General features: G+C 69.2%; 22 protein-coding genes. 8 read left to right on the forward strand and 14 right to left on the reverse strand.

Annotated elements, in window-relative coordinates; translation table 11 throughout:
• Window positions 1-8: 8 nt before the first annotated feature.
• The 5 genes from BST11_RS21485 to BST11_RS21505 are packed head-to-tail and all read right to left on the reverse strand — an operon-like array spanning window position 9 to window position 5149.
• Window positions 9-446: a nitroreductase family deazaflavin-dependent oxidoreductase gene (locus BST11_RS21485; RefSeq protein ID WP_083140027.1), complete on the reverse strand. Its 438-nt coding sequence runs from the start codon at window positions 444-446 to the stop codon at window positions 9-11.
• 9 nt (window positions 447-455) lie between these two features.
• Window positions 456-2402, reverse strand: a complete 1947-nt coding sequence (locus BST11_RS21490) for a lysophospholipid acyltransferase (protein ID WP_083140028.1) — start codon at window positions 2400-2402, stop codon at window positions 456-458.
• Complete coding sequence (gene fadD11, locus BST11_RS21495) at window positions 2399-4225, reverse strand: fatty acid--CoA ligase FadD11 (RefSeq protein WP_083140029.1); 1827 nt, start codon at window positions 4223-4225, stop codon at window positions 2399-2401. The genes BST11_RS21490 and fadD11 overlap by 4 nt, the downstream gene beginning before the upstream one ends.
• A 42-nt stretch (window positions 4226-4267) precedes the next feature.
• Window positions 4268-4744, reverse strand: coding sequence for a VOC family protein (locus BST11_RS21500; protein WP_083140030.1), 477 nt, complete (start codon window positions 4742-4744; stop codon window positions 4268-4270).
• Window positions 4745-4759: 15 nt separating this feature from the next.
• Window positions 4760-5149 carry a MerR family transcriptional regulator gene (locus BST11_RS21505; protein WP_083140031.1) on the reverse strand — a complete coding sequence of 130 codons (390 nt, stop codon included), beginning with the start codon at window positions 5147-5149 and terminating at the stop codon, window positions 4760-4762.
• A 51-nt stretch (window positions 5150-5200) separates the two neighbouring features.
• Here BST11_RS21505 and BST11_RS21510 point away from each other — a divergent pair, with 51 nt between their 5' ends.
• Window positions 5201-5647 (forward strand): PPOX class F420-dependent oxidoreductase, encoded by a 447-nt coding sequence (locus BST11_RS21510; RefSeq protein ID WP_083140032.1) that lies wholly within the window; start codon window positions 5201-5203, stop codon window positions 5645-5647.
• Between the two features lie 92 nt (window positions 5648-5739).
• Here BST11_RS21510 and dnaE read toward each other — a convergent pair whose 3' ends face one another.
• Window positions 5740-9288, reverse strand: a complete 3549-nt coding sequence (gene dnaE, locus BST11_RS21515; RefSeq protein WP_083140033.1) for a DNA polymerase III subunit alpha — start codon at window positions 9286-9288, stop codon at window positions 5740-5742.
• 111 nt (window positions 9289-9399) lie between these two features.
• Between dnaE and BST11_RS21520 the strand changes: the two genes are divergently transcribed.
• The 3 genes from BST11_RS21520 to BST11_RS21530 all read left to right on the forward strand — a co-directional run bounded on the left by BST11_RS21520 (window position 9400) and on the right by BST11_RS21530 (window position 13476).
• Window positions 9400-10008, forward strand: coding sequence for a TetR/AcrR family transcriptional regulator (locus BST11_RS21520; protein WP_083140034.1), 609 nt, complete (start codon window positions 9400-9402; stop codon window positions 10006-10008).
• 88 nt (window positions 10009-10096) lie between these two features.
• Window positions 10097-10543, forward strand: a complete 447-nt coding sequence (locus tag BST11_RS21525; protein ID WP_205781611.1) for an MmpS family transport accessory protein — start codon at window positions 10097-10099, stop codon at window positions 10541-10543.
• Window positions 10540-13476: an MMPL/RND family transporter gene (locus BST11_RS21530; protein ID WP_083140035.1), complete on the forward strand. Its 2937-nt coding sequence runs from the start codon at window positions 10540-10542 to the stop codon at window positions 13474-13476. Before BST11_RS21525 ends, BST11_RS21530 begins: the two co-directional genes overlap by 4 nt.
• On the opposite strand, the gene BST11_RS21535 is transcribed toward BST11_RS21530, so the two are convergent.
• From BST11_RS21535 to BST11_RS21545, 3 genes are all read right to left on the reverse strand, one after another.
• A complete protein-coding gene (locus BST11_RS21535) occupies window positions 13424-13855 on the reverse strand; it encodes a type II toxin-antitoxin system Rv0910 family toxin (protein WP_083140036.1) in 432 nt (143 codons plus the stop codon). The genes BST11_RS21530 and BST11_RS21535 overlap by 53 nt on opposite strands.
• Before the next feature lie 222 nt (window positions 13856-14077).
• Window positions 14078-14881 carry an SDR family NAD(P)-dependent oxidoreductase gene (locus tag BST11_RS21540; RefSeq protein ID WP_083140037.1) on the reverse strand — a complete coding sequence of 268 codons (804 nt, stop codon included), beginning with the start codon at window positions 14879-14881 and terminating at the stop codon, window positions 14078-14080.
• Between the two features lie 4 nt (window positions 14882-14885).
• Window positions 14886-15905, reverse strand: a complete 1020-nt coding sequence (locus tag BST11_RS21545; RefSeq protein ID WP_083140038.1) for an SDR family NAD(P)-dependent oxidoreductase — start codon at window positions 15903-15905, stop codon at window positions 14886-14888.
• Between the two features lie 235 nt (window positions 15906-16140).
• On the opposite strand from BST11_RS21545, the gene BST11_RS21550 reads away from it, so the two are divergent.
• Both BST11_RS21550 and BST11_RS21555 read left to right on the forward strand, forming a co-directional pair.
• Entirely contained in the window at window positions 16141-16512 is a 372-nt protein-coding gene (locus BST11_RS21550) for a group I truncated hemoglobin (protein ID WP_083140039.1), read from the forward strand.
• A gap of 40 nt (window positions 16513-16552) precedes the next feature.
• Window positions 16553-17311 carry a methyltransferase domain-containing protein gene (locus BST11_RS21555; protein WP_083140040.1) on the forward strand — a complete coding sequence of 253 codons (759 nt, stop codon included), beginning with the start codon at window positions 16553-16555 and terminating at the stop codon, window positions 17309-17311.
• On the opposite strand, the gene BST11_RS21560 is transcribed toward BST11_RS21555, so the two are convergent.
• Together BST11_RS21560 and lspA are read right to left on the reverse strand one after the other, a co-directional pair.
• Window positions 17312-18238, reverse strand: a complete 927-nt coding sequence (locus BST11_RS21560) for an RluA family pseudouridine synthase (RefSeq protein WP_083140041.1) — start codon at window positions 18236-18238, stop codon at window positions 17312-17314.
• Window positions 18238-18828, reverse strand: a complete 591-nt coding sequence (gene lspA / locus BST11_RS21565; protein ID WP_083140042.1) for a signal peptidase II — start codon at window positions 18826-18828, stop codon at window positions 18238-18240. The genes BST11_RS21560 and lspA overlap by 1 nt, the downstream gene beginning before the upstream one ends.
• A 53-nt stretch (window positions 18829-18881) precedes the next feature.
• On the opposite strand from lspA, the gene BST11_RS21570 reads away from it, so the two are divergent.
• On the forward strand, window positions 18882-19832 hold the full coding sequence (locus BST11_RS21570; RefSeq protein ID WP_083140043.1) for an asparaginase: 951 nt from the start codon (window positions 18882-18884) through the stop codon (window positions 19830-19832).
• Here the strand turns inward: BST11_RS21570 and BST11_RS21575 are convergent.
• Window positions 19797-21206 (reverse strand): DNA polymerase IV, encoded by a 1410-nt coding sequence (locus BST11_RS21575; RefSeq protein ID WP_083140044.1) that lies wholly within the window; start codon window positions 21204-21206, stop codon window positions 19797-19799. The genes BST11_RS21570 and BST11_RS21575 overlap by 36 nt on opposite strands.
• 50 nt (window positions 21207-21256) lie before the next feature.
• Between BST11_RS21575 and BST11_RS21580 the strand changes: the two genes are divergently transcribed.
• Window positions 21257-21823, forward strand: coding sequence for a class I SAM-dependent methyltransferase (locus BST11_RS21580; protein ID WP_083140045.1), 567 nt, complete (start codon window positions 21257-21259; stop codon window positions 21821-21823).
• A 63-nt stretch (window positions 21824-21886) separates the two neighbouring features.
• Here BST11_RS21580 and BST11_RS21585 read toward each other — a convergent pair whose 3' ends face one another.
• Complete coding sequence (locus tag BST11_RS21585; protein WP_372509597.1) at window positions 21887-22747, reverse strand: DUF559 domain-containing protein; 861 nt, start codon at window positions 22745-22747, stop codon at window positions 21887-21889.
• 94 nt (window positions 22748-22841) lie between these two features.
• On the reverse strand, window positions 22842-24420 hold a 1579-nt coding region (locus BST11_RS21590), incomplete at its 5' end, for a class I tRNA ligase family protein (RefSeq protein ID WP_142276482.1).

Raw genomic sequence — 24420 nt, forward strand, 5'->3', positions numbered from 1 at the left:
CCGTGGCATCAGGCGACCGGGGTCAGCACGAACACCGGGATCTGGCGGTCGGTCTTCTTCTGGTAGTCGGCGTAGTCGGGCCAGGCCGCCACGGCGCGCTCCCACCAGACGGCCTTCTCGTCGCCGAACACCTCGCGCGCGTCGTAGTCGCGGGTGACGCCGCCGTCCTGCAGCTCGACGCGCGGGTTCTTCTTGACGTTGTGATACCAGACGGGATCCTTCGGGGCCCCGCCGAGCGAGGCGACGATCGCGTACTCGCCGTCGTGCTCGACGCGCATGAGCGGGGTCTTGCGCAGCTTGCCCGTCTTGGCGCCGACCGTGGTCAGCAGGATGATCGGCTTGCCCTTCATGTCCGCGGCCTCGGTGCCGCCCGATTCGGCGTACTTGTCGGCCTGTTCGCGGGACCAATCCCAGGGGCTGGGGGCGTATTCGCCTGTCAGCGGCATGTCCCCACCCTAGGGCGCGTCGCGGCGCGGGGCGGGCGGGTGGCAGCTGGACATCACGGTCCGCCGGGCCAGCTCCGCGATCGTGTTGACCCGGCCGATGGCGGCGGCGATCTCGTCGGCGAAGTCGCGCCGGCGCGCGGCGACGTCCGGGTGCGCGCCCGTGTCCACCAGCTCACGGTGGCGGGCCAGTCGCAGCGCGGTCTTGAACAGCTCCATCGACCTGGACTCGGCGCTGGCGATCCGGCGCTGCAGCTCCCACTGCTTGCCGACCTCGAGGCACTCGGTGAGAAACACCCCCTCGTCGAACGATTCGTCCTCCAGGTCGGCCAGCCGGTCGGCGACGATGTGGTAGGCGTCCAAAAACGGGCGCAGCACCAGGTGCGCCAGCAGCAGGTCGGCCTTTTCCAGCAGCCCGCGCGCGTCGGCCGCGGGCGCGGCCTTGCTGGTGTCCTCCACGCGACCGATCAGGCGCACCTCGTCGGCCAGTTCCTTCTCGAACTGCGCGCGCGCCGAGAACAGGAACTCGAATTTCAGCAATTCGCGCAGCGCCAACGCCTCGTCTCGGACGGTCGCCGGCAACACCAAGCCGTCCACCGTGGCCTCGGCGCCCTCGATCGCCGCCAGCAGCGCCGTCTCGGCGATGGCGCGATCGACCAGGATGTGGATGGCGGTGTTGCGGTAAAACGCCGCGACCAGGTGATGGTCCGCCCCGATGCCCCACACCGGTTCGGTGCCGGCGTCGTAGACGCTGACCACGCCCGACGCGACGAGCTGATGCAGCGTCCAGCGGATCGTCGAGCGGTTCGTCAGGTCGGCCGCGCCCGCCACCGTCCAGTTGCGCGCCGCGATGTAGCTGGCCAGGGGCCGCACGGTGGCCAGCACCTCGCTGAGCGACAGCCAGCGGTCGGCGCCCAGCAGCGCGAGGCTGACCACCGCGGTCGGAGTGACGGGCGTGGCCCGATTGATCCGGTGCTCGACGTCCAGCGCGATGCGTTCGATCTCGGTGCCCGCCCCGGCCGCCGAGGTATCCAAGGCGCGCAGCTCGTCGAGGCGCCTGCGCAGCGGCAGCGGTTCGCCGAAGTCCAGGTAGGCGCGGCCCAGCCGCTCGCCCTGCTGTCGCGCCAGCCGGATCAGGAAGCGGAAGTCCTCCGGTCGTTTGGTGGCGCCGTAGGCCTCACTGGTCATGGCCTCCACCTCGTGCAGCTGGTCGTACACGATGGACGTCGGCACCAAATACACCTCGGGGCCGTCGATTTCGTCGACGGCGTCGCTGATGTAGCGCAGGATCCCGTACACCGGCGGCCGCAACTTCCCGGTGCGGGTGCGGCCCCCCTCGATCGACCAGGTGAGGTTCGCGTGGTTCTGCACCAGCTGCGCCGCGTACGCGCGCAACACGAAACGATAGACGGGAAGGTCTTTGGTCTGGCGCCGGATGAATATCGTCCCCGTGCGCTTGGCCCAGGCGCCCATCGGGAAGAAGTTCAGGTTGGCGCCCCCGAAGGTGAGCGCGGGCGAGAGCCGATTGGCCTGGATCGCCTCCGGCAGCAGCAGGCCATCCAAATAGGAGCGGTGCGAAAACGCAAACGCCAGTGTCGCTTTGCGGTCCAGCTTGCGCAACGCCGCGATCTGGTCCTCGTCGACCAGGATGTCGTAGGCCCGCATCAGCCAGCAGGAAAAACTGCGCCAGGCCCGCACCGCCCGCTCGTCCAGCGTCGGGGCCATCTCGCGCAGATAGCCCGCGGCCTCGGCGCGCACGTCGTCGTGGTCGCGGCCGAGCTCCTCGGCCAGCTTGGCCAGCCGCTCGTCATACCACGGCGCCGCCAACAGCTGGGCGACCTCGTCCGGGTCGGTCGGCAACGGAGCCGTCGATTCGTCGACGATCCCGCTGCGCTGCAGCAACTTTCGCACGCCGGCGCGGCCCATCTCGCGCGCGCTGGACCCCGGCCCGCCGCTCATGCCGGCTGCACCGTGGCGACTTCGGAAGGCTCGTGGACCTCGGGTTGCAATTCAGCCGAATAGAGCTCCTCGATCTCGCGCGCATACTTCGCCATGATCGGCTTGCGCTTGAGCTTCATCGTCAGCGTGATCTCGTCGCCGCCGGGTTCCCAGACCGTCGGCAGGATGCGGAAGCGCTTGATCTGTTCCACCCGTGACAGTTTCGCGTTGCCCTCGGCCACCCCGGCGGCGACCTGGGCGACGACCTCCGGGTGCGTCGCCAGGGCCGCGGGCGACGCGTCGGTCAGGCCGTGCTGCGCCGCGTACGGCCCGACCGACTCGGCGTCGAAGACCAGTAACGCGGTGTTGTACGGGCGTGCGTCGCCGATCGTCATCATCACGCCGACCATCGGGCAGGCCGCCAGGATGGTGTTCTCGATGTTGGCCGGCGACATGTTCTTTCCGGCCGCGTTGATGATCAGCTCCTTCTTGCGGTCGACGATCCGCAGGTATCCGTCCGCGTCGACCTCGATGATGTCGCCGGTGTGCAGCCAGCCGTCCTCGTCGATCGCCTCGGCGGTCTTGGCGGGTTCCTTGCGGTAGCCCTTCATCACCAGCGGGCCGCGGATCAGATACTCGCCGTCGTCGGCGACCCTGCCCTCCAGCCCCGGCAGCAGCTTGCCGACGGTGCCCAGCCGCGTGTCGTCGGGATGTGCCACGCTGGCAGCGCAACTCAGTTCCGACATGCCCCAGACCTCGCTGATCGGGATCCCGATCCCGGCGAAGAACGCCAGCGTCTCCTTGGGAATCGGCGCCGCACCGGACACCGCCCAGCGCAACTCGGAGAAGCCCAGCCGCTCGCGCAGCCTGGACAGGACCAGCTCGTCGGCCTTTTCCCACTCGGCCGCCGCCTCGGCCGCCTCCGGCTCGCCGGACACCAGCGCGGCAGCGCGCTCGGCGGCCACCGACAGGCCCCACTGCAAGGCCTGGCGCTTGGCCTCGTCGGGCTCGTTGGCGATCACGAATTCGATTGCCGCCTTGAGCTTCTCCCACACCCGCGGCACCGCGGCCCACACGGTGGGCCGCACGTCGGGCAGCGCCGTGGCGATGGCGCGCGGGTCATCCACCACGGTGACCTGGGTGCCGAACACCTCCAGGGGGTACAGGCCCATCATCCGGTCGGCGATGTGCGCCGACGGCAGGTACGACGTGGTCCGGTCGCCGAACCGGCTGCCCAGCACCGCGTCGAGCCCGAACGCCTCGAACAACAGGCTGGCGTGCGTCATCTCCACCCCCTTGGGGTTCCCGGTGGTCCCGGAGGTGTAGATGAGGGTGACGATGTCGTCGGGCTGCACTGCGCGCCAGGTGGATTCGAAGTCGAAGTCGCCTCGGGCGGCGGCGTACAGCTCGTCCACCGAGATGGTGCCGGGCGGAGAACCGTCGATGCAGACGATGTGCTCGATCGGCGCGCCGCTGGCGCGGATGCGATCCACGTAGTGCTCCTCGCAGACCACGACCTTGGTGCCGGCGTTGTCGAACACGTAGGTCAGCTGCTCGGCGGGCAGCGTGTTGTACACCGAAAACGAAGTGGCGCCGAGGTGTTGGGCGCCGATCTCGAAGGGGTAGAACTCGATCCGGTTGGCCATCATCAGCGACACGGTGTCGCCCCGCCGGACCCCCAGGCCGGCCAGCCCGGCGGCGACCTTGCGCACCTGCGTCGCGAGCTCGCGCCACGACAACGTACGGGCGCCGCCCGGCGTCCGCAGCGCGACGGCGTTCGGATCGATCGACGAGGTGCGCTGGAATGCCTCGCAAAAGGTGGCCGGACGTCGGGTGGTCGTCATTTCCGTAGCGTACGTCGGAGCCCAGGGGCGCGGAACACGTTTTCAGGCCTGAGGCCGCCAGAGCTGCAGCGTGCTGGTCGCGCCGCCGGGCAGCTCCAACAGCTCGATGGGCGTGCCGTCGGGGTCGTGGATGAAGAACATCCGCACCCCGCCGATGTCGACGGGCGGTTCGGCCCGCACCCCCGGGTGCCGGCGCCGAACGGTGTCGTAGGCGGCGTCGAGATCGTCCACGCGAAACGAGACGTTGGTGTAGCCGAGGTGCGGCCCGCTCGGGCATTCGGGCACGTCGCCCAACGACAGCAGCTCGACCATGACGCCGCCGATCAGCCCGCCGATCATGCGGCCCCGTTGCGCCGCTCCGCCGGTGACCGAGTCCAGCCCGGCGCCTTCGAGCTCGACGTCGAACACGACGTCCATGCCCAGCACCGTGGTGTAGAAATCCAGCGACGCCTCGATGTCGGAGACGCCGATGCAGACGTGGGAGAAGTTCTGCACGGCGAGGGAATGCGGTTGGCTCATTGCTGCTCCTTGTGTTCAGGCGGGGACGGTCGCGTGAATCCCGCAGGTGCAGGCGTCAATTGAGGGGCACGTGCAGCGCATCCCCCACTCGATGACGGCCCGCGCCCGGGCCAGCGACTCCATCTGCGCGTCGATCTCGGCGAGCTTGGCCTCCGCGAGCCGCCGGCTCGCGGGCCGCCCCGGCGCGTCGTCGGCGAACAGCAACTGAATCTCCTCCAGCGTGAAGCCGGCGGACTTGCAGAGCCGGATCACCTCGAGCCGGGCGAGCACCGATTCGTCGTAGCGGCGCTGACCGCCGAGCCGCGCCGGCGCGGGCACCAGCGCGATCCGCTCGTAGTAGCGCAGCGTGGTTGCCGCGATCCCGGCTTCCCGCGCCACCTCGCCGATCGTCAGGCGTCTGGCCATCGCTCCTCCCGAACTTGACTTAGAGTCAACTCTAAGTCGTTGACTGTCCCCATGGACACATCCGCACTCACCGAGCTCGGCCACGCCCGCTACGCCCTGCTCCGATCGTTTCGCCGCGACGACCGACCCGTGGACACGCCGATCTGGTTCGCGGTGGACGGCGACGCGCTCCTCTTTCGCACCAAGGTGGGCCCGAAGACGCGGCGGCTCGAGGCGAACCGCGCCGTCGAGCTCACCGCGTGCGACTACCGGGGCCGGGCCCGCCCGGGAGCGGCCAGGCTGGCCGGCCGCGCCACGATCCTGTCGGGCCACGATGCCGAGCGGGCCAACCGGATGCTGCACGACCGTTACGGGTGGCAGTGGAACATCGTGCCGCTGCTCAAGGTTCCGGGGGTGACCAACGTCCATCGCGACCTGAGCCTGCGCGAAAAGCTCCGGCGCGCACGCGATCGCGGGGTGTGGAGCGACAGCGTCATCGTCCGGGTGGACCTCCCCTGACCCCGGCCCCTGACCCCGGCGAGCGCGCGCGTTTGTACGGCGACACGCCGTAAATCGCGTACATTTGCGCGCCCACGCGGCGCACTGCGGCGCTAGACGCCCAGGCAGCCCGGGCCCAGCAGCTCCTTCAGGTCGCCCATCAGCGCCGGCGAGGGCGTCACCCGCAGCGAGGCGTCCAGCTCGAGCGTGGTGATCCGGTCGCCGCTGATGAGCCGCAGGTGCACCTGCGAGGTGCCGGGGTGGCGCGCCAGCACCTGCTTGAGCGCGCTGACCTTGTCGAGGGTGCACTGCCGCGTGGGCATGCTGACGGCCAGCGGCCGGTCGGGCTGGGCGTGGGAAAAGTCGGGCACCACAAGGTCGTTGGCGATCAGGGCGATCCGGTCGTCGCGGATGGCCACTTTGGCGTTGATCAACACCACCGCGTCGTCGACGATGTCGGCGCCGAACGTGGAGTACGCGTGTGGGAAGAACATCACCTCGATGCCGCCGGTGAGGTCCTCGAGTTGCGCGGAGGCCCAAGGCATCCCGTTCTTGTTGACCCGCCGGTTCACCGACGCCAGGATGCCGCCCACCCGCACCTGGGTGTCGTTGGGAATGTCGCCGTCCAGGATCGCCGGGATCGCGGTGTCGACCTGGGCGCTCAGCAGGTGTGCCACCCGGTTGAGCGGATGCCCGGACACGTACAGCCCCAGCATCTCTCGCTCCAGGGCAAGCTTGTGCTTGTCCTCCCACTCGTCGTCGGGCACCTTGATGGTGAACACCGCGTCAGTGGCGCCTTCCCCGTCGGAGCCGCCGAACAGGTCGAACTGCCCCATCGCCTCGGCCTTCTTGGTGCCCAGCACCGAGTCGACGGCGTCGGTGTGCACCAGGAACAGGCCCTTGCGGGCGTGCCCCAGCGAGTCGAACGCGCCCGCCTTGATCAGCGACTCGGTGACCTTCTTGTTGCACGCCGAGATGTCGATCTTGTTCAGGTAGTCCGAGAAATCGGTGAATTTGCCTTTGGCGCCGCGGGTTTGGATCAGCGAGCTCACGACGTTGGCGCCGACGTTGCGGACCGCGCCCAGCCCGTAGCGGATGTCGGCGCCCACCGAGGCGAAGTTCAGGCCGGACTCGTTGACGTCCGGGGGCAACACCGTGATGCCCAGCTTGCGGCAGTCGGCGAGGTAGACGGCCGCCTTGTCCTTGTCGTCACCGACCGAGGTCAGCAGCCCGGCCATGTACTCGGCGGGATAGTTGGCCTTGAGGTAGGCGGTCCAGTAGGACACCATGCCGTAACCCGCGGCGTGCGACTTGTTGAACGCGTAGTCGGCGAACGGAAGGATGGTGTCCCACAACGCTTTGATCGCGGCCGCGGAGAACCCGTTCGCCTTCATGCCGTCGGAGAATCCCTCGAACTCCTTCTCCAGCACCTCACGCTTCTTCTTGCCCATGGCCTTGCGCAGAATGTCGGCTCGGGCCAGCGAATAGCTGGCCACCTTCTGCGCGATGCGCATGATCTGCTCCTGATACACGATCAGGCCGTAGGTCTCGGCGAGGATCTCGCGCAGCGGTTCCTCGAGCTCGGGGTGGATGGGCTTGATCGCCTGCCTGCCGTTCTTGCGGTCGGCGTAGTCGTTGTGGGCGTTCATGCCCATCGGCCCGGGCCGGTACAGCGCGATCACGGCGACGACGTCCTCGAACCCCGTCGGCTGCATGCGGCGCAGCAGGTCGCGCATCGGCCCGCCGTCGAGCTGGAACACGCCCAGCGTGTCGCCGCGGCCGAGCAACTCGTAGGTGGCCTTGTCGTCCAGCGGCACCGACTCGAGGTCGAGGTCGATTCCCTTGTTGGCCTTGATGTTGTCGATCGCGTCGCCGATGATCGTCAGGTTCCGCAGGCCCAGAAAGTCCATCTTCAGCAGGCCGATGGCCTCACACGACGGGTAGTCCCAGCCGGTGATGATGGCCCCGTCCTGCGGCCGCTTCCACAGCGGGATCGCCTCCGTCAGCGGCTCGCTGATCATGATCACCGCGCAGGCGTGCACCCCGGCGTTGCGGATCAGACCCTCCAGGCCGCGCGCGGTCTGGTAGATGGTGCGCACGTCGGGGTCGGTCTCGATCAGGCCGCGGACCTCGGCGGCCTCCTTGTAGCGCTCGTGGTTGGGGTCGGTGATGCCGGAAAGCGGAATGTCCTTGGCCATGATCGCCGGCGGCAGCGCCTTGGTGATCCGGTCGGCGATGGCGAACCCGGGCTGGCCGTAGTGGATGCGAGCCGAGTCCTTCAGCGCCGCTTTGGTTTTGATGGTGCCGAAGGTGATGACCTGGGCGACCCGGTCCGACCCCCACTTGTCGGCGGCGTAGCGCACCATCTCGCCGCGGCGGCGGTCGTCGAAGTCGATGTCGATGTCGGGCATCGAGGTGCGCTCGGGGTTGAGGAACCGCTCGAACAGCAGGCCGTGCGGGATCGGGTCGATGTCGGTGATGCCCAGCGCGTAGGCGACCAGCGATCCCGCCGCCGATCCCCGCCCGGGGCCGACCCGGATGCCCACGGACCGGGCGTAGTTGATCAGGTCGGCGACGATCAAGAAGTACGACGGGAAGCCCTTGCCGCAGATGACGTCGATCTCGTAGTCGGCCCGCGCGGCGTACGCCTCCGGCGGGCCGCCGGGAAACCGGCGGTTCAGCCCGGCGTTCACCTCGTGCCGCAGCCACGACGCCTGGTCGTGCCCCTCGGGCACCGGGAAGACCGGCATCCGGTCGCGCGGCGCCCACACCTCGTCGTAGGACTGCACCCGCTCCGCGATCAGCAACGTCGAATCGCAGGCGCCGGGCACCTCGTCGTCCCAGATCTGGCGCATCTCGGCCGCGGACTTCAGGTAATAGCCGTCGCCGTCGAACTTGAACCGGTTGGGATCCGACAGCGTCTTGCCCGTCTGCACGCACAACAGCGCCTCGTGGTTGTGGGCGGCGTCGCGGGTGACGTAGTGACAGTCGTTGGTGGCCAGCGGGCGGATGCCCAGCGTGCGGCCGATCTCCAGCAGCCCGTCGCGCACCCGCCGCTCGATGGACAGCCCGTGGTCCATCAGCTCGAGGAAGTAGTTGTCCGGCCCGACGATCTCGCGCCACCGGGCGGCCGCCTCCAGCGCCTCGCGGTCGTGGCCGAGGCGCAGCCGCGTCTGCACCTCCCCGGACGGGCAGCCGGTGGTGATGATGATGCCCTCGGCGTGTTCGGCGATGAGCTCGGCGTCCATCCGCGCCCACTTGCTCAGCTGCCCCTCGAACGAGGCCAGCGAGGTCAGCTTGAACAGGTTGCGCAGCCCGACGGCGTTCTCGGCCAGCATCGTCAGGTGCGTGTAGGAGCCGCTGCCGGAGACGTCGTCGGCCTTCTGGCTGGGGTCCCCCCACGTGATGCGCCGGGTGTCGAACCGCGAGGCGGGCGCGATGTAGGCCTCGACGCCGATGATCGGCTTGATCCCGGCCTTGGTCGCCGCGTTGTAGAACTCGCTGGCCCCAAACATGTTGCCGTGGTCGGTCATCCCGATCGCGGGCATGTCCAGCCGCTCGACCTCGTCGAGCAGCGGGGTGATCTTCGCGGCACCGTCCAGCATCGAGTACTCGGTGTGGTTATGCAGGTGCACGAAGGACCGCGAAGATGAACCGCTCATAGGGACGCCAGTCTATGACCGAGGACCGACGCAACCCCGGCGTGTCGCGAAGTGTGTCTCCAAACTCTTCCCGCCCGCGCGGCGCAATCAAGCGGATTTAAGGTGGGCGCTATGACCCAGACTGCCGCCGGGTGTGCGGGGTCGTCACCGTGGTCACCGCGAGAGGCCGAACTGCTCGCGGTGACGCTGCGGCTGTTGCAGGAGCACGGCTACGACGGGCTCACGGTGGACGCCGTGGTCAGCGAGGCGCGGGCCAGCAAGGCCACCGTGTACCGGCGGTGGCCGTCGAAAGCCGAACTGGTGCTGGCCGCGTTCACCGAGGGCATCCGCCAGGTCGCGGTCCCGCCGGAGACCGGCACGCTGCGCGGCGATCTGCTGCAGATGGGCGAGACGATTTGCCAGCAGGGCCAGCAACACGCCAGCACCATCCGCGCGGTGCTCGTGGAGGTGTCGCGCCGCCCCGCGCTCAACGACGCCCTGCAACACCAATTCCTCGACCAGCGCAAGGCTCTGGTCCGCCACATCCTGCGGCAGGCCGCCGACCGGGGCGAGATCCCCGAGGCCGCGATCGCCGACGAACTCTGGGACCTGCTGCCCGGCTACCTGATCTTCCGCTCCATCATTCCCGGCCGGCCGCCCACCCGCGAGACCGTGCAAGCCCTCGTCGACGACTTCATCGTGCCCGGCCTCACGCGGTCGCACGGGTATCAGGCCCCTTGATAAGAGGTGGTTACGCAGTGTACGCTCACGTCTATTGAGCAGTACTGGTCAGTACCGTAGGTTCGCCCGAGCATCGAAAGGCCAACGGGTGAGGGGATTTTCGATTACGGCTCTCTTCAGGCGGGGGTGGATTCTTCTCGTCGCGGTGCTCGTCGCCGCGCTGACCTGCTTCGCCATCTACCGCCTGCACGGCATCTTCGGCTCGCACTACAGCACCTCGGCCAACAGCGGCCTCGCGAACGAGATCGTCCCGTTCAACCCGAAGCAGGTGGTCCTCGAGGTGTTCGGTGCGCCGGGCGCCGTGGCGACGATCAATTACCTCGACGTCCACGCCCAACCGCAGGAGGTCAAGAACGCCGCCCTGCCCTGGAAGTACACGATCACCACGACCGAGCCCGCGGTCATCGGCAACGTGGTGGCGCAGGGCAACGGGGACGTTCTCGGTTGCCGCATCACCGTCAACGGTGAGGTCAAGGACGAACGCACCGTCAACAAGGTCGACGCCTACACCTACTGCCTGGACAAGTCGGGATGAGCACCGGTCAGCCGTCGCGGTCCCGCACGCCGCGCACCATCCGCCGGCTTTCGCTGCCGATCCTGCTGTTCTGGGTGGCGCTGGCCGCCATCACCAACATCGCGGTGCCGCAACTCGAAGAGGTCGGCAAGACGCAGAATGTCGCGATGAGCTCGCCGGACGCCCCGTCGCTCAAGGCGGTCAAGCGCATCGGCGCGGTGTTCAAGGAGTTCGACACCGACAGCTCGGCCATGGTCGTCCTGGAGGGCGACAAGCCGCTGGGCGCGGACGCCCACCGGTTCTACGACGCGATGATCCGCAAGCTCGAGCGGGACAAGAGGCACGTCGAGCACGTCCAGGACTTCTGGGGCGACACCCTGACGGCGGCGGGTTCGCAGAGCTCGGACGGCAAGGCCGCCTACGTCCAGGTGTTCCTGGCGGGCAACCAGGGCTCGGCGCTGGCCAACGAGTCCGTCGGCGCCGTGCGCGACATCGTCGACCGCACGCCGGCGCCGCCGGGCGTCAAGGCCTACGTCACCGGCGCGGCCCCGCTGATCTCCGACCAGTTCGACGTCGGCAGCAAGGGAACCGCGAAAGTCACCGCGATCACCGTCGGGGTCATCGCGGTGATGCTGCTGTTCGTCTACCGGTCGGTCTTCACGATGCTCCTGGTGCTGGTCACGGTCCTCATCGAGATGTCCGCCGCCCGCGGCATCGTGGCGTTTCTCGGCCACGCCGGGGTGATCGGGCTGTCGACCTACGCGACGAACCTGCTCACGCTGCTGGTGATCGCCGCCGGAACGGACTATGCGATCTTCGTCGTCGGCCGCTACCAGGAGGCGCGCAGCGCCGGAGAGGACAAGGAAACCGCCTTCTACACCATGTTCCGCGGCACGGCCCACATCGTCCTGGGTTCGGGCCTGACCGTTGCCGGGGCGGTGTTCTGCCTGAGCGTCACCCGGCTCCCCTACTTCCAGAGCCTGGGAATACCCGCCGCAATCGGCATCCTCGTCGCGCTGGCCGCCTCGCTGACGCTGGGCCCGGCGGTGCTCACCCTGGGCGCCGCCCTGGGCGTCTTCGACCCGAAGCGCGCGATGCGCACGCGCGGATGGCGGCGGATCGGCACGGCCATCGTCCGCTGGCCCGGCCCCATCCTCGTCGCGGCGTGCGCCCTGGCGCTGGTGGGCCTGCTCGCGCTGCCCGGTTACAAGACCAGCTACGACACCCGGCCCTACATGCCCGCCGACGCGCCGGCCAATGTCGGCTACACCGCGGCCGAGCGGCACTTCTCGCGCGCCCGGCTGGAGCCCGAATTGCTCATGGTCGAAACGGATCACGACATGCGCAACCCGGCCGACATGCTCATCCTGGACCGCGTGGCCAAGGCGGTGTTCCACGTCCCGGGCGTCGCCCAGGTGCAGACCATCACCCGGCCCCTGGGGACGCCGATCGACCACAGCTCGCTCGCGTTCGTGGTCAGCAATCAGGCCGCGGCCCAGCAGCAGAACCTGACCTACCAGAGGGAGCGCGCCGACGACCTGCTCAAGCAGGCCGGCGAGATATCGAAGACGATCAACATCCTGAAGCAGCAGTACGCCCTGCAACAGCAGCTCGCCGACGCCACCCACAGCGAAACCCAAAGCTTTCACGACACGGTCGACACGATCAGGGACCTGCGCGACAAGATCGCGAACTTCGACGACTTCTTCCGCCCGATCCGAAGCTATTTCTATTGGGAGCGGCATTGCTTCGACATCCCCGCGTGCTGGGCGATCCGATCGGTCCTCGACGCGCTCGACGGGGTCGACCAGCTCACCGAGAAGTTTGAGAACCTCACGGCCACATTGGACAAGCTCGACGCGCTGCAGCCGAAACTGGTGGCGCTCATACCGCCTCAGATCGACAGCCAGGAGACCAATCGTCAACTGGCGCTGGCGAGCCACGCGACACAGTCCGGCATCAATGCGCAGACGCAGGCCGCGATCGACAACGCCACGGCACTGGGAAGAGCCTTTGATTCCGCGAAGAACGACGACAGTTTCTATCTGCCCCCGGAGGTCTTCGACAACCCCGACTTCAAGCGCGGGCTGAAACTGTTCCTCTCGCCCGACGGCAGGGCCGCCCGGATGATCGTCGTCCACGACGGTGATCCCGCGACGCCCCAAGGGATCTCGCATATCGACCCGATCACGAAGGCCGCACACGAGGCGCTCAAGGGCACCCCGATGGCCGCCGCCGACGTCTACGTCGGCGGCACCGCCTCGGCGTACAAGGACATCCAGGATGGCGCGAAGTACGACCTGATGATCGTGGGGCTGGCCGCGCTCAGCCTCATCCTGCTGATCATGATGGTCATCACGCGCAGCCTGATCGCCGCGCTCGTCATCGTGGGAACGGTCGCCCTATCGCTGGGCGCGTCCTTCGGGCTGTCGGTGTTGGTATGGCAGTACATGTTTGGCATTCAGCTGTATTGGGTGGTGCTGGCGCTGGCCGTGATCCTGCTGCTGGCGGTCGGTTCCGACTACAACCTGCTGTTGATCTCGCGATTCAGGGAAGAAATCCATGCCGGGCTGAAGACGGGCATCATCCGCTCGATGGCCGGTTCCGGCTCGGTGGTGACCTCCGCCGGCCTGGTGTTCGCAATCACCATGTGCGCGTTCGTGTTCAGCGGTTTTCAGGTGCTGGGCCAGATCGGGACGACCATCGGTCTCGGGCTGCTGTTCGACACGCTGATCGTGCGGTCGTTCATGACGCCTTCCGTCGCAACGCTTCTCGGACGATGGTTCTGGTGGCCGCAACGGGTGCGCCCGCGCCCGGCGAGCACGATGCTGCGTCCCTACGGGCCGCGCTCGGCGGTGCGCCAATTGCTGCTGTGGGAGGACGACGACACGACCGTGATGCCTAGCCGTAGCGCTCCACAAACTGCTTCAGCGACTTCTCGACGTCCCCTTTGACGGCGCGGGCCGCGGCAGCACCCACCGGACCGAACAGCGGCCGTCCACCGAGTTCGAGGCGCAGGCCGAGCGTGGACCCGTCCTCGCTGGGCCGCACCGTCAGCGTGACACCGTATTTGGTCCCGCCCTTGCCGGATCCCTTCATCGCGACCTCGCGCGGCGGGTCCCACCTCGTCACCGTCCACGTCACCCGGTTGCGCAGGCCCTTCGACCGCGCCACGCCGACGACCTCGGTGCCCTCGGCGATCTGGTCGGGCAGCTCGCTGCGCCAGCCCTCGTGCATCACCAGCCAGTCGCCCAGCTCCGACAGGTCCGAAACGTGCTCCCACATGTCCTGTGGGGTCATCGGCATGTCAGCGGTCATTTCGACGGAGGCCATGAAGCCAACGTAGCGGCCGCGGGGCACACTCGTCCCCATGGAGTCACAGCCGCCACCCTCGCCCCGGCGGGAAGGACGTGCCACTTGCCCACCTCATAGCGACAACTTCATAGCGACAACTTCGGTGCCCCAACGCTTGTCGCTATGAGGTGGGCAAAACGTCGACCGTCCGGCGCAGGGACTGATGCGACGCACGTGACAGATGCGACAACGCCGCCGGCGCTACCGGCTCGGTCCCCCGCGGAATCGGTTGCCGATCCGGATGCCGGGCAACAGCAGGCTGCGCGGCGCGAAGCGGCCGCCGGTGCTGACGACCTTGGGCACGATGCCCGGCACCACGCTGCGCTTGCCGGCGAGCATCCCGCCGATCGCCGCCTCGGCGACGTCGCGCGGGGACACCTGCGCGACGGGGATGCTGAAGCGCTCGGCGTTGGCGATCTCGGCCCACTCGGTCGGCACCGGCCCCGGGCACAGCACCGTGACCGACACGCCCGTCCCGTGCAACTCCTCGTGAATGGCCTCGGAGAAGGTCTGCACGAACGCCTTGGTCGCCGAATACACCGCCATGTAGGGCAGCGGCTGGAAACCGGCGATCGAGGCGATGTTCATCACCGCGCCGGCGCCGCGGTCGATCATTCCGGGCAGGGCGGCGTGGGTGAGCTCCATCAACGTCAGCGCGTTGAGGATCACCTCCTCGCTCTCGCGTTCCAGCGGCAGCTCGTGGAACACGCCGCTGGTGCCGAAACCGGCGCTGTTGCACAGCCCGGCGATCGGCTCGTTGCCGAGGCGGTCCCCCAGCTTGGCGCGGGCCTTGGCGTCGCTCAGGTCCAGCGGCAAGACCTCGACGGCCACGGAGTATTCCTGGCCCACCTCGTTGGCCAGCTCGTCGAGGCGCTCGCGGCGCCGCGCGACCAGCAACAGCGGGAAACCGCGGCGGGCCAGGCCGCGGGCAAGTTCTGCGCCGATCCCCGAGGAGGCGCCGGTGATGACGACGGTCGTCTGGGTGTCAGGTTTCGGAAGGCTCATGGCGTCACCAATGTATCCCGCGGGTCGCCCGCACGAACGTCTCGCTTCGTTTGTCGAAAGACATTGCATCACTGGGTGATTCGCTGCCCTTGGCCGCCGAGGAGTCCTCGAACATGGCGAACGCTCGGTTACGGACGCGATCCATCACCGCCGGGTTGACGGCGTCGGCGACGGCGGCGAACTGGCCGAACGGCGAGCTCGCGCGCCGGGGCCGGTGCACGATCGCGTCGGTGATCACGCCGGCGGCCTGGTCCGGCGTCAGCGCCGGGAACTTGTCGTACAGCGTGGTCGGGCTGATCATCGGCGTGCGCACCAGCGCCATGTGCACGGTGGTGAACTTGACGTTGTCGTTGACGACTTCGGCCTGCAGCGCGTCGCACAGGCTGTCCAGCGCGGCCTTGCTGGCGATGTAGGCGCCGAAGCGCGGCGCGCGGGTCTGCACCCCCACCGAGGAGACGTTGATGATCTGCCCGTAACCGCGCTCCCGCATCCCCGGGATGAACTTGAGGATGAGCTGGACCGCGCCCAGGTAATTCAGTTGCATGGTCCGCTGGTAGTCGTGGATGCGGTCGTAGGACAGCCTCAGCGAGCGGCGGATCGAGCGTCCCGCGTTGTTGACGAGGATGTCCACGCCGCCGAGGTCCTCGAGGGCCCGGTCGGCCATCGCCGCGATCGCGTCCATGTCGGACAGGTCGCACGGGTAGACGTGGGCGGTTCCCCCGTTGCCCTGGATCTCGGCGGCGACCTTCTCCAGGTTCTCCCGGGTTCGGGCCACCAGCGCCACCACGCCACCGGCCTCCGCGATCTTCTTGGCGGCGGCCTCGCCGATGCCCGACGATCCCCCGGTGATCAGGACGGTCCTGCCCGCCACGGCGTCCTCGAGCGTGCGGCCCTGCACCGCGTCGAGCACATTGCGCAGGTAGAACGGTCGATATCGCCCGGCGGAGTTGGGGGTGTTGATGATGTTGGAGACGGCGGCGAGGGGCTTTTCCACCAGGTTGGTCAACTCACCAAAGAGATTCATCCGCTTTCAGCTCCTGACGAGCCCCCGAGGAGCACTGTGACGTGGGTCATAGCACATAACCTAGGGCATCGGTCGGCCGTCAGGGGCGGATTGCCGCCAGGTGAACTGTGATGTCGCGCCTCACGCGGCCGCCCACATCGCGGCTATACCGGGGCAATCTCATTGTTACGTAACGCAATCCGGGTGTGATCGCACACTAACTGGCGGGCAACGGCGCGCTGCTCGAATCGGCGTCATGACAACGATCTATGACCGCATCGGCGGGTACGAGGCCATCGAGGCGGTGGTCGAGGGCTTCTACGTCCGCGTGCTCGGCGACGAGCGGCTGTCGGGCTTTTTCACCGGGACCAACATGAACCGCCTCAAGGGCAGGCAGGTCGAGTTCTTCGCGGCCGCGCTCGGCGGCCCGGAGCCCTACACGGGCGCCCCGATGAAGCAGGTGCACCAGGGTCGCGGCATCACCATGCACCACTTCGGCCTGGTGGCCGATCACCTCGCCGAGGCGCTCACCGCCGCAGGGGTGGACGCCGAGACCGTCACCGAAATACTCGGCGCCGTCGCGCCGCTGGCTCCCGAGATCGCATCTTCCGAGGGCGCCAGGGTCTGAGCCGGGACCAAGCGGGGCGCCATCGTGAACAATGCCATGCATGGGGCGCTCATTCGACGATCTGGTGGACGAGGCGGCTTCGGTGTCCGTCGACGGCTGGGACTTCTCGTGGCTCGACGGGCGCGCGACGGAGGAGAGGCCGTCCTGGGGCTACCAGCGGTTGCTGCGCGGCCGGTTGGCGACGGCGTCGGCCGCGCTGGACATCCACACCGGGGGCGGGGAGGTGCTGTCCGGGGCGGGACCGTTCCCGCCGACCATGGCGGCCATCGAGACCTGGCCCCCCAACGCGGCGCTGGCGACCGGACGGCTGCATCCCCTGGGCGTGGTGGTCATCGCGACGCGCGACGAGCCGCCGCTGCCGTTCGCCGACGAAGCGTTCGACCTGGTGACCACCCGCCATCCGATCTCCGTGTGGTGGACGGAGATCCTGCGGGTGCTGCGGCCGGGCGGCAGCTACTTCGCCCAGCACATCGGGCCCGCCACCATGGGCGAGCTGGTCGAGTACTTCATCGGGCCGCAGCCGGAGAAGTGGGCCGAGTTTCACCCCGACACCGTGCGGGCGCAGGCGCAGGACGCGGGCTTTCAGGTCGTGGATCTGCGCATGGAGCGGCTGCGCGCCGAGTTCTTCGACATCGGCGCCGTCGTCTATTTCCTGCGCAAGGTGGTCTGGACGGTGCCGGACTTCACGGTGCAGCGCTACCGGGAGCGGCTGCGCGAGCTGCACGAGCGCATCGAGGCCGACGGGCCCTTCGTCGCCCACGCCACGCGGGTGCTCGTCGACGCCCGCAAACCGGACTGATCAGCCCTCGTCGCGCAGTACGTCCAGGGCGTGCTGCAGATCGGGCGGGTAGGGGCTGACGATCTCCATCCGCCTGCCGTCGGCCGGGTGGGTGAAGGCCAGAGACCGCGCGTGCAGCCATTGCCGTTGCAGCCCAAGCCTTTTCGCCAGCTTGGGGTCGGCCCCGTAGACGAGGTCGCCGCAGCACGGGTGGTGCAGCGCCGCGAAGTGCACCCGGATCTGGTGGGTGCGGCCGGTTTCCAGGTGCACGTCGAGCAGGCTGGCCGCGACGAAGGCCTCGACCGTGTCGTAGTGGGTGAGGCTGTGGCGGCCGTCCTTGGTGACGGCGAACTTCCACTCGCCGCCCCGGTGCCGCCCGATCGGTGCGTCGATCGTCCCGCTGGAGGGATCCGGATGCCCCTGCACCAGGGCGTGATAGCGCTTGTCGACGGTGCGTTGCTTGAACGCCCGCTTGAGCTGGGTGTAGGCGCGCTCGGACAGCGCCACCACCATCACCCCCGACGTGCCGACGTCGAGGCGATGCACGATCCCCTGCCGTTCGGGCACGCCCGAGGTGGTGATCCGGTAGCCCGCGGCGGCCAGGCCCCCCAGCACCGTGGGCCCGGTCCAGCCCACCGACGCGTGCGCGGCCACCGCCGCGGGCTTGTCGACCGCGACGATGTCGTCGTCGGAATACAGGATCGTCATGCCCTCGATGTCGACGGGCGTGTTCTCCAGCGGCGCCGGCGCCTCCGGCAGGCGCACCTGCAGCCAGGCACCGGGCGTGAGGCGGTCGGACTTTCCGGCCTGCACCCCGTCCAGTTCGACGCCACCGTCCTCGGCGAGCGCCGCCGCCGCGGTGCGCGACAGCCCGAGCAGGCGCGCCAGCCCGGCGTCCACCCGCATGCCCGCCAGCCCCTCCGGGACGGGCATCGACCGCTCGGTCATCAGTGCTGATCGGCCTTTCGCCGCCCCCCGGCCTCCGCACCAGGGGCCTTGCTGCGTCGGCCCACAACGTCGAAGTCGTAGCCGAAGACCGACAGCACCACCAGCAGGATCGCCCCGCCCACCACGGATGGGTCGGCCACGTTGAACACCGGCCACCAGCCCACCGACAGGAAGTCCACGACGTGCCCGCGCAGCGGTCCCGGCGCACGGAAGAAGCGGTCGACGAGGTTGCCCATCGCCCCGCCGAGGATCATCCCGAGCCCGACGGCCCACCACGGCGACACCAGCCGCCGCCCCATCCAGAAGATGCCGACCACCACGCCCGTCGCGATCAATGTCAGCACCCACGTGTAGCCGGTGGCCATCGAGAACGCCGCGCCGGAGTTGCGCACCAACGTCCAGGTCACGGTGTCGCCGATGATCGACACCGGCTGACCCGGCGGCAGCAGCTTGACGGCGAGCACCTTGGTCAGGATGTCCAGGGCCAACACCACCGCCGCGACCGACAGCAGCAGCCGCAGCCGCCTCGGCGGCCTGGGCCCGGGCTCCGGGATCGCCGGCTCGTCCGGTCCTGTGGGTTTCTCGGGCACGTCCCCATCATTCCTTAACCCGGAGGCGCAATGATTTCGCCATGGCTTCCTCCATGGCTTCCGAAACGGCCCGCCTCACCGTCATCGCCACCGGGGGGACGATATCGACCGGCACGGGCGCCGACGGGGTGCGCCGGCCCGCATACAGCGGCGCAGACCTCGCGGCACCTTTCAGGGCGGCGATGAACGTCGACGTGGTCGACCTGCTCGCCCTCGACAGCTCCGAGCTGACGCCGGCCGACTGGGACCGGATCCGCGACGCAGTGCGTGCCGCGATCGAGGGCGGCGCCGACGGCGTGGTCGTCACCCACGGCACCGACACCATGGAAGAAACCGCGCTGTGGCTCGACGTCACCTACGGGGGTGACGTACCGGTCGTGCTCACCGGCGCCATGCGCAGCGCCGACGCCACCGACGCCGACGGCCCGGCCAACCTGCGCGACGCGCTGACGGTCGCCGCCAGCCCGGCCGCCCGGGGCCTGGGGGTGCTGGTGTGCTTCGCGGGGCGGGTGCTGCAGCCGCTGGGCCTGCACAAGGTGGCCACCGACGACCTGAGCGGCTTCGCCGGCGAGCTGGTGGGCACGGTCAACGGCGGTATGACGCCGGGGGGCCCGAAGACGCGGCCGTACCTCGGCGATCTCGGCGCCGCCGGCGCGCCGCGGGTCGACGTCGTCGCGGCATATCTCGGCAGCGACGCGGTGGCCCTGGACGCCTGCGTCGCCGCCGGCGCCCGGGCCCTCGTGCTCGAGGCGCTCGGCTCCGGCAACGCCGGACCCGCGGTGGTCGAGGGGGTGCGGCGCCACTGCGCCAACGGGGTGGTCGTCGCGGTGTCCACCCGGGTCCCGGGCGGGCGGGTCAGCGCGGGTTACGGACCCGGCCACGCCATGGCCGCCGCCGGCGCGGTGCTGGTGCCGCGGCTGCGCCCGCCGCAGGCCCGCGTGCTGGTGATGGCGGCGCTGGCCGCGGGGCTACCCGTCGCCGACGTCGTCGACCGCTGGGGCTAGGGGTGCGCCGGCCTGCAGGGCGCCGACGTAGTCGGGCCAGTCCAGGGAGTCGACCGGGTTGGCGGCGGCGAGGTCGCCGGTGCCGGCGGGGAATGTGCGCGCCCGGCCCGGGCCCGAACTCCGCGTCTCGAACCGCACGGTCACCACGCCGTGGCCCGCGCCCTGCACCCAGCCGTGCCCGTGGTCGCGGTGCCTGACGTCGTCGCCGATCCGCCAGGGCAAAGCCCGCGAAGCCTCGGGACCCGGCGCGAACATGGCCTCGGTCGCGGCCTCGACATGGTGGGTGTCCGGTTCGGGAACCGACAACTCCAGGTCGGGGAACAACGACTCCTGGCGAACGTCGCTCAACCCCGAAAAGCCAACGCCCAGAAGGCGAATCGGCCCGATCTCCCGCGGGTCGAGCAACAGCCGGCGGGCAACCGCGGCCAGCGCGCCCGCCTCCGTGGTCGCATACGGCAGCGTGGCCGAGCGGGTCAGGATGCTCATGTCGGACTTCTTCAGCTTCACCGTGACGGTGCGGGCGCCGCGGCCGTCGCGCAGCAGCCGTTGATGCGCGTGCTCGGCGATCGGCTCGATCGCCTCGCGCAGCTGCTCCAGGCTGGTCAGGTCGGCGGCGAAGGTGGATTCCGAGCTGATCTGCTTGGCCTCGGCGCGCTCGGCGACGGGGCGGTCGTCGATGCCGCGCGCCAGGCGATGCAGCGCCGGGCCGACCGTCGCGCCCAGGATGTTGGCCACCTCGGCGTCGGTCAGCCCGGCCAGCTGCCCGATCGTCTCGATGCCGAGTCGGTTCAGCTTTTCCTCGGCGACCGGGCCGATGCCCCACAGCCGGCGCACCGGCAACCCGTGGAGCAGCCGTTGCTCTTCGTTGCGCCGAACCACCCGCACGCCATCGGGTTTGGCCAGGCCGGAGGCGATCTTGGCGATCTGCTTGCCCGAGCCCGCTCCGATCGAGGCGATCAGCCCGGTCTCGTCGCGAATGCGCCGTCGCAGACCCTCGCAGAAGGCCTCCACGTCCTCGGCCGACGCCCCGGCGAGCCGGGGCGGCTCCCCGAAGCCCTCGTCGACGGACAGCTGCTCGACGACCGGCACCAGGCCGCGCACGGTGTCGAAGACCCGCCGACTGGCCACCCCGTACACCACCCCGCGCGGCGGCAACACCACCGCGGTCGCGCCGACCAGCCGGCGGGCCTGGTGCATCGGCATGGCCGACCGCGCCCCGAACACCCGGGACTCGTAGCTGGCGCCGGCCACCACGCCCCGGCCGCCGAGCCCACCGACCAGGACCGGCCGCCCCTTCAGGGTCGGCCGGGTGAGCTGTTCGACGGAGGCGAAGAACGCGTCCATGTCCAGGTGCAGCACCCACCGGAACTCCACAACAGCAAATGCTATTGGGAGCAAATGCCATTGGGCTAACGTCTGGGCGTATGGCGATGAATCTCTGCCACCGGCTGTGCTGCAACTCGAACCGATGGGCCAGGGAGGTCGAGAACCGCGTCCTGCCGGCGTTCCTCGCCGACGTGGAGCTGGGCGACAACACGCTGGAGATCGGACCCGGATACGGCGCGTTCCTGCGGGTGCTGGTCGACAAGACGCCCAACCTCACCGCGGTGGAGATCGACGCCCCAATGGCGCAGCGGCTGCAGGGGCTCTTCGGCGACCGCGCGCGCATCATCAACGGCGACGGCACCGATACGGGGTTGCCGGACAACGAGTTCAGCTCGGTGGTGTCGTTCACGATGCTGCATCACGTCCCGACGGCCGAGCTGCAGGACCGGCTGTTCGCCGAGGCCTTCCGGGTGCTGCGGCCCGGCGGCGTGTTCGCCGGCAGCGACAGCGTGCCCTCGGTGATATTCCGGATCCTGCATTTCCGCGACACCTGCAACCCGGTCCCGCCGGAAACGTTCCCGGACCGCTTGCGCGCGGCGGGCTTTCGCGACGTCGAGGTCAAGGTCGGCACCGGCAGGCAACGCTGGCGCGCGGTCAAGCCCTAACCGCGAGACTGTAACTAGCGACGTCTTTTCTCGGGAAATGCGTCGCCAGTTGCAGCCTCGCGGTCAGAAGCGGCAACCCGCGGCCAGCAGAGCGTTCCGGGCGCGGTCCACAATCACATCCGGCCGGTACCGCAGCAGATCCGCGCTGACCCGGACCAAGCGCCATCCCCGGCTCTCCAGCTCTACCGTGCGTTCGATGTCGTTGGCTCGGATCCGCGGGTCGGTCCAGTGTTGTGGACCGTCGTATTCCACGCCGACGAGCCACCGCTCCCATCCCATGTCGATGCGGGCCAGCACCGCGCCCCACATGTTGCACACCACGATCTGCGTCTGCGGTCTCGGCAGGCCCCCGCGGATCAGGACCAGCCTGGTCCGGGTCTCCTGTGGCGATTCGGCCCCCGCGTCGAAGAGAGGCAGCGCGCGCCGCAGCTGCTTCATGCCCCGGGCGCCACGGTGCGCGGTGATCAGCGGCCGCACCTCCCCGGCGGTCACACCGGTAGCCCGCGCCAGGGCATCGATCCGGATGACAGCGGCCGTCAACCCCGGTCGCCGGCCGAGGTCGAAGACGGTGCGGGCGGGCGATGTGACGGGCACGCCGTCGACGTTCGTGGTCTCGCCGGCCAGCAGGGTGTCGTTGCGGGTGATGAGCAACGGCGGAGGACGTGTGCGATTGCACACCAGCTCGGCAGGCCCGTGGGGATCGATCCACTGCGCGCCGAGAAGCGCGGCCGCGGAAGTACCGGCCACCACCGCTTCCTTCCCCGCCCACAGCCACGCGGCAATCGCTCGATCCCGCGCGGTCAGTTCGCCGCCGCGCCGTTGGTACACATTGCGGTAGATCCGCCTGCACGAGCGCCGCAGCTGACGCTCGGTGCACGCTCCCGCGCGGACCGCCTCGGTGCCGACGAAAGGTTCTGCATCCACAACGGGCAGGGTGCCACGCCGCCCTGACATGCCGCGAAACTGCAACTGCCGACGACTCCTCTCGGGAAACGCGTCGTGGAATACAGTTTCGCGGCTACGTTTTGGCGATCGCGACGCGCACGCCGTCGCCGATCTCCACGGCGTCGGCGGGCTCGCCGAACTCGAAGCTGGTCGCCAGGATCTCCCCGGCGATGAGGTCGGCGTGCCTCCGCGCCCAGTCCGCCCGCCCGGCGGGCACGGCCATCACCACGCTGATGCGATCCGAGACCTCCAGCCCGGTCGACTTACGCAGCTCCTGCAGCTCGCGGATCCGGTCCTTGGCCCAGCCCTCGGCCTCCAGCTCCGGCGTCACCGTGCCGTCCAGCACGACCAGCCCGGACCCGTCGGGCAGCGCCGCGGTGTAGTCCGGGTCGGCCGCCACCAGGCGTGAGCTGTACTCCTCGGGCTGCAGGACCGCGGGGCCCGCGGTCAGGGTGCCGTCGGGGTTGACCACGCCCTCGCCGGCCTTGACGGCCTTGATCGCCGCCTGCACGTCCTTGCCCAGCCGCGGCCCGGCCACCCGCGCGTTGACGGTGAGCTCGAACCGGCCGTAGGTGTCGATGGCGTCGGTGAGCTCGACGCGCTTGACGTTGAGCTCGTCGGCGATCAGGTCGGCGAACGGCTCCAGTCGCTGCGGATCCTCCACGGCCACGGTCAGTTTCGGCAGCGGCAGCCGCACGCGCAGCTTCTTGGCCTTGCGCAGCGACGAGGCGGCCGAACACACCTCCCGGACCTGGTCCATCGCGGCGACCAGATCGGGGTCGGCGGGCACCACGCCGTCGTCCGGCCAGTCGGTCAGGTGCACCGAACGTTCGAAGGTCAGGCCACGCCAAATGATCTCCGTCACCGACGGCAACAGCGGAGCCGCCAGCCGGGCGGTCACCTCCAGCACGGTGTGCAGGGTGTCGATGGCGTCGGGGTCTTCCTCCCAGAACCGCGAACGTGACCGCCGCACATACCAATTGGTCAACGCCTCGGTGAACTGCCGCAGCTGCTCGCACGCCCCGGAGATGTCGCAGGTCTCCATCGACTCGGTGAGGTCGTCGCGCAGCTCGGCCAGCTTGGCCAGGACGTAGCGGTCCAGCACGTTCGCCGAATCCGTGCGCCAGTCACCGACTTTGGGCGCGTACAGCGCCAGGAAGCTGTAGGCGTTCCACAACGGCAGCAGCACCTGCCGCACGCCTTCCCGGATGCCCTGCTCGGTGACGATCAGGTTGCCGCCGCGCAGGATCGGCGACGCCATCAGGAACCACCGCATCGCGTCGGAGCCGTCGCGATCGAACACCTCGGAAACGTCGGGGTAGTTGCGCAACGACTTGCTCATCTTCTGACCGTCGGAGCCCAACACGATCCCGTGCGCCACGCAGGTTTTGAACGCCGGACGGTCGAACAGCGCGGTGGCAAGCACGTGCAGCGTGTAGAACCAGCCGCGAGTCTGGCCGATGTACTCGACGATGAAGTCGCCCGGATAATGCGCTTCGGAGTCTCCCGCCGCCCCGCCCAGGAACCAGTCCTCGTTCTCGAACGGGTAGTGCACCTGCGCGTACGGCATCGACCCCGAGTCGAACCACACGTCCAGCACGTCGGGGATGCGTCGCATCGTGCTGTTGCCGGTGGGGTCGTCGGGGTTGGGG

The organism is Mycobacterium alsense, assembly GCF_002086635.1.
In the GTDB taxonomy this organism is placed as follows: domain Bacteria; phylum Actinomycetota; class Actinomycetes; order Mycobacteriales; family Mycobacteriaceae; genus Mycobacterium; species Mycobacterium alsense.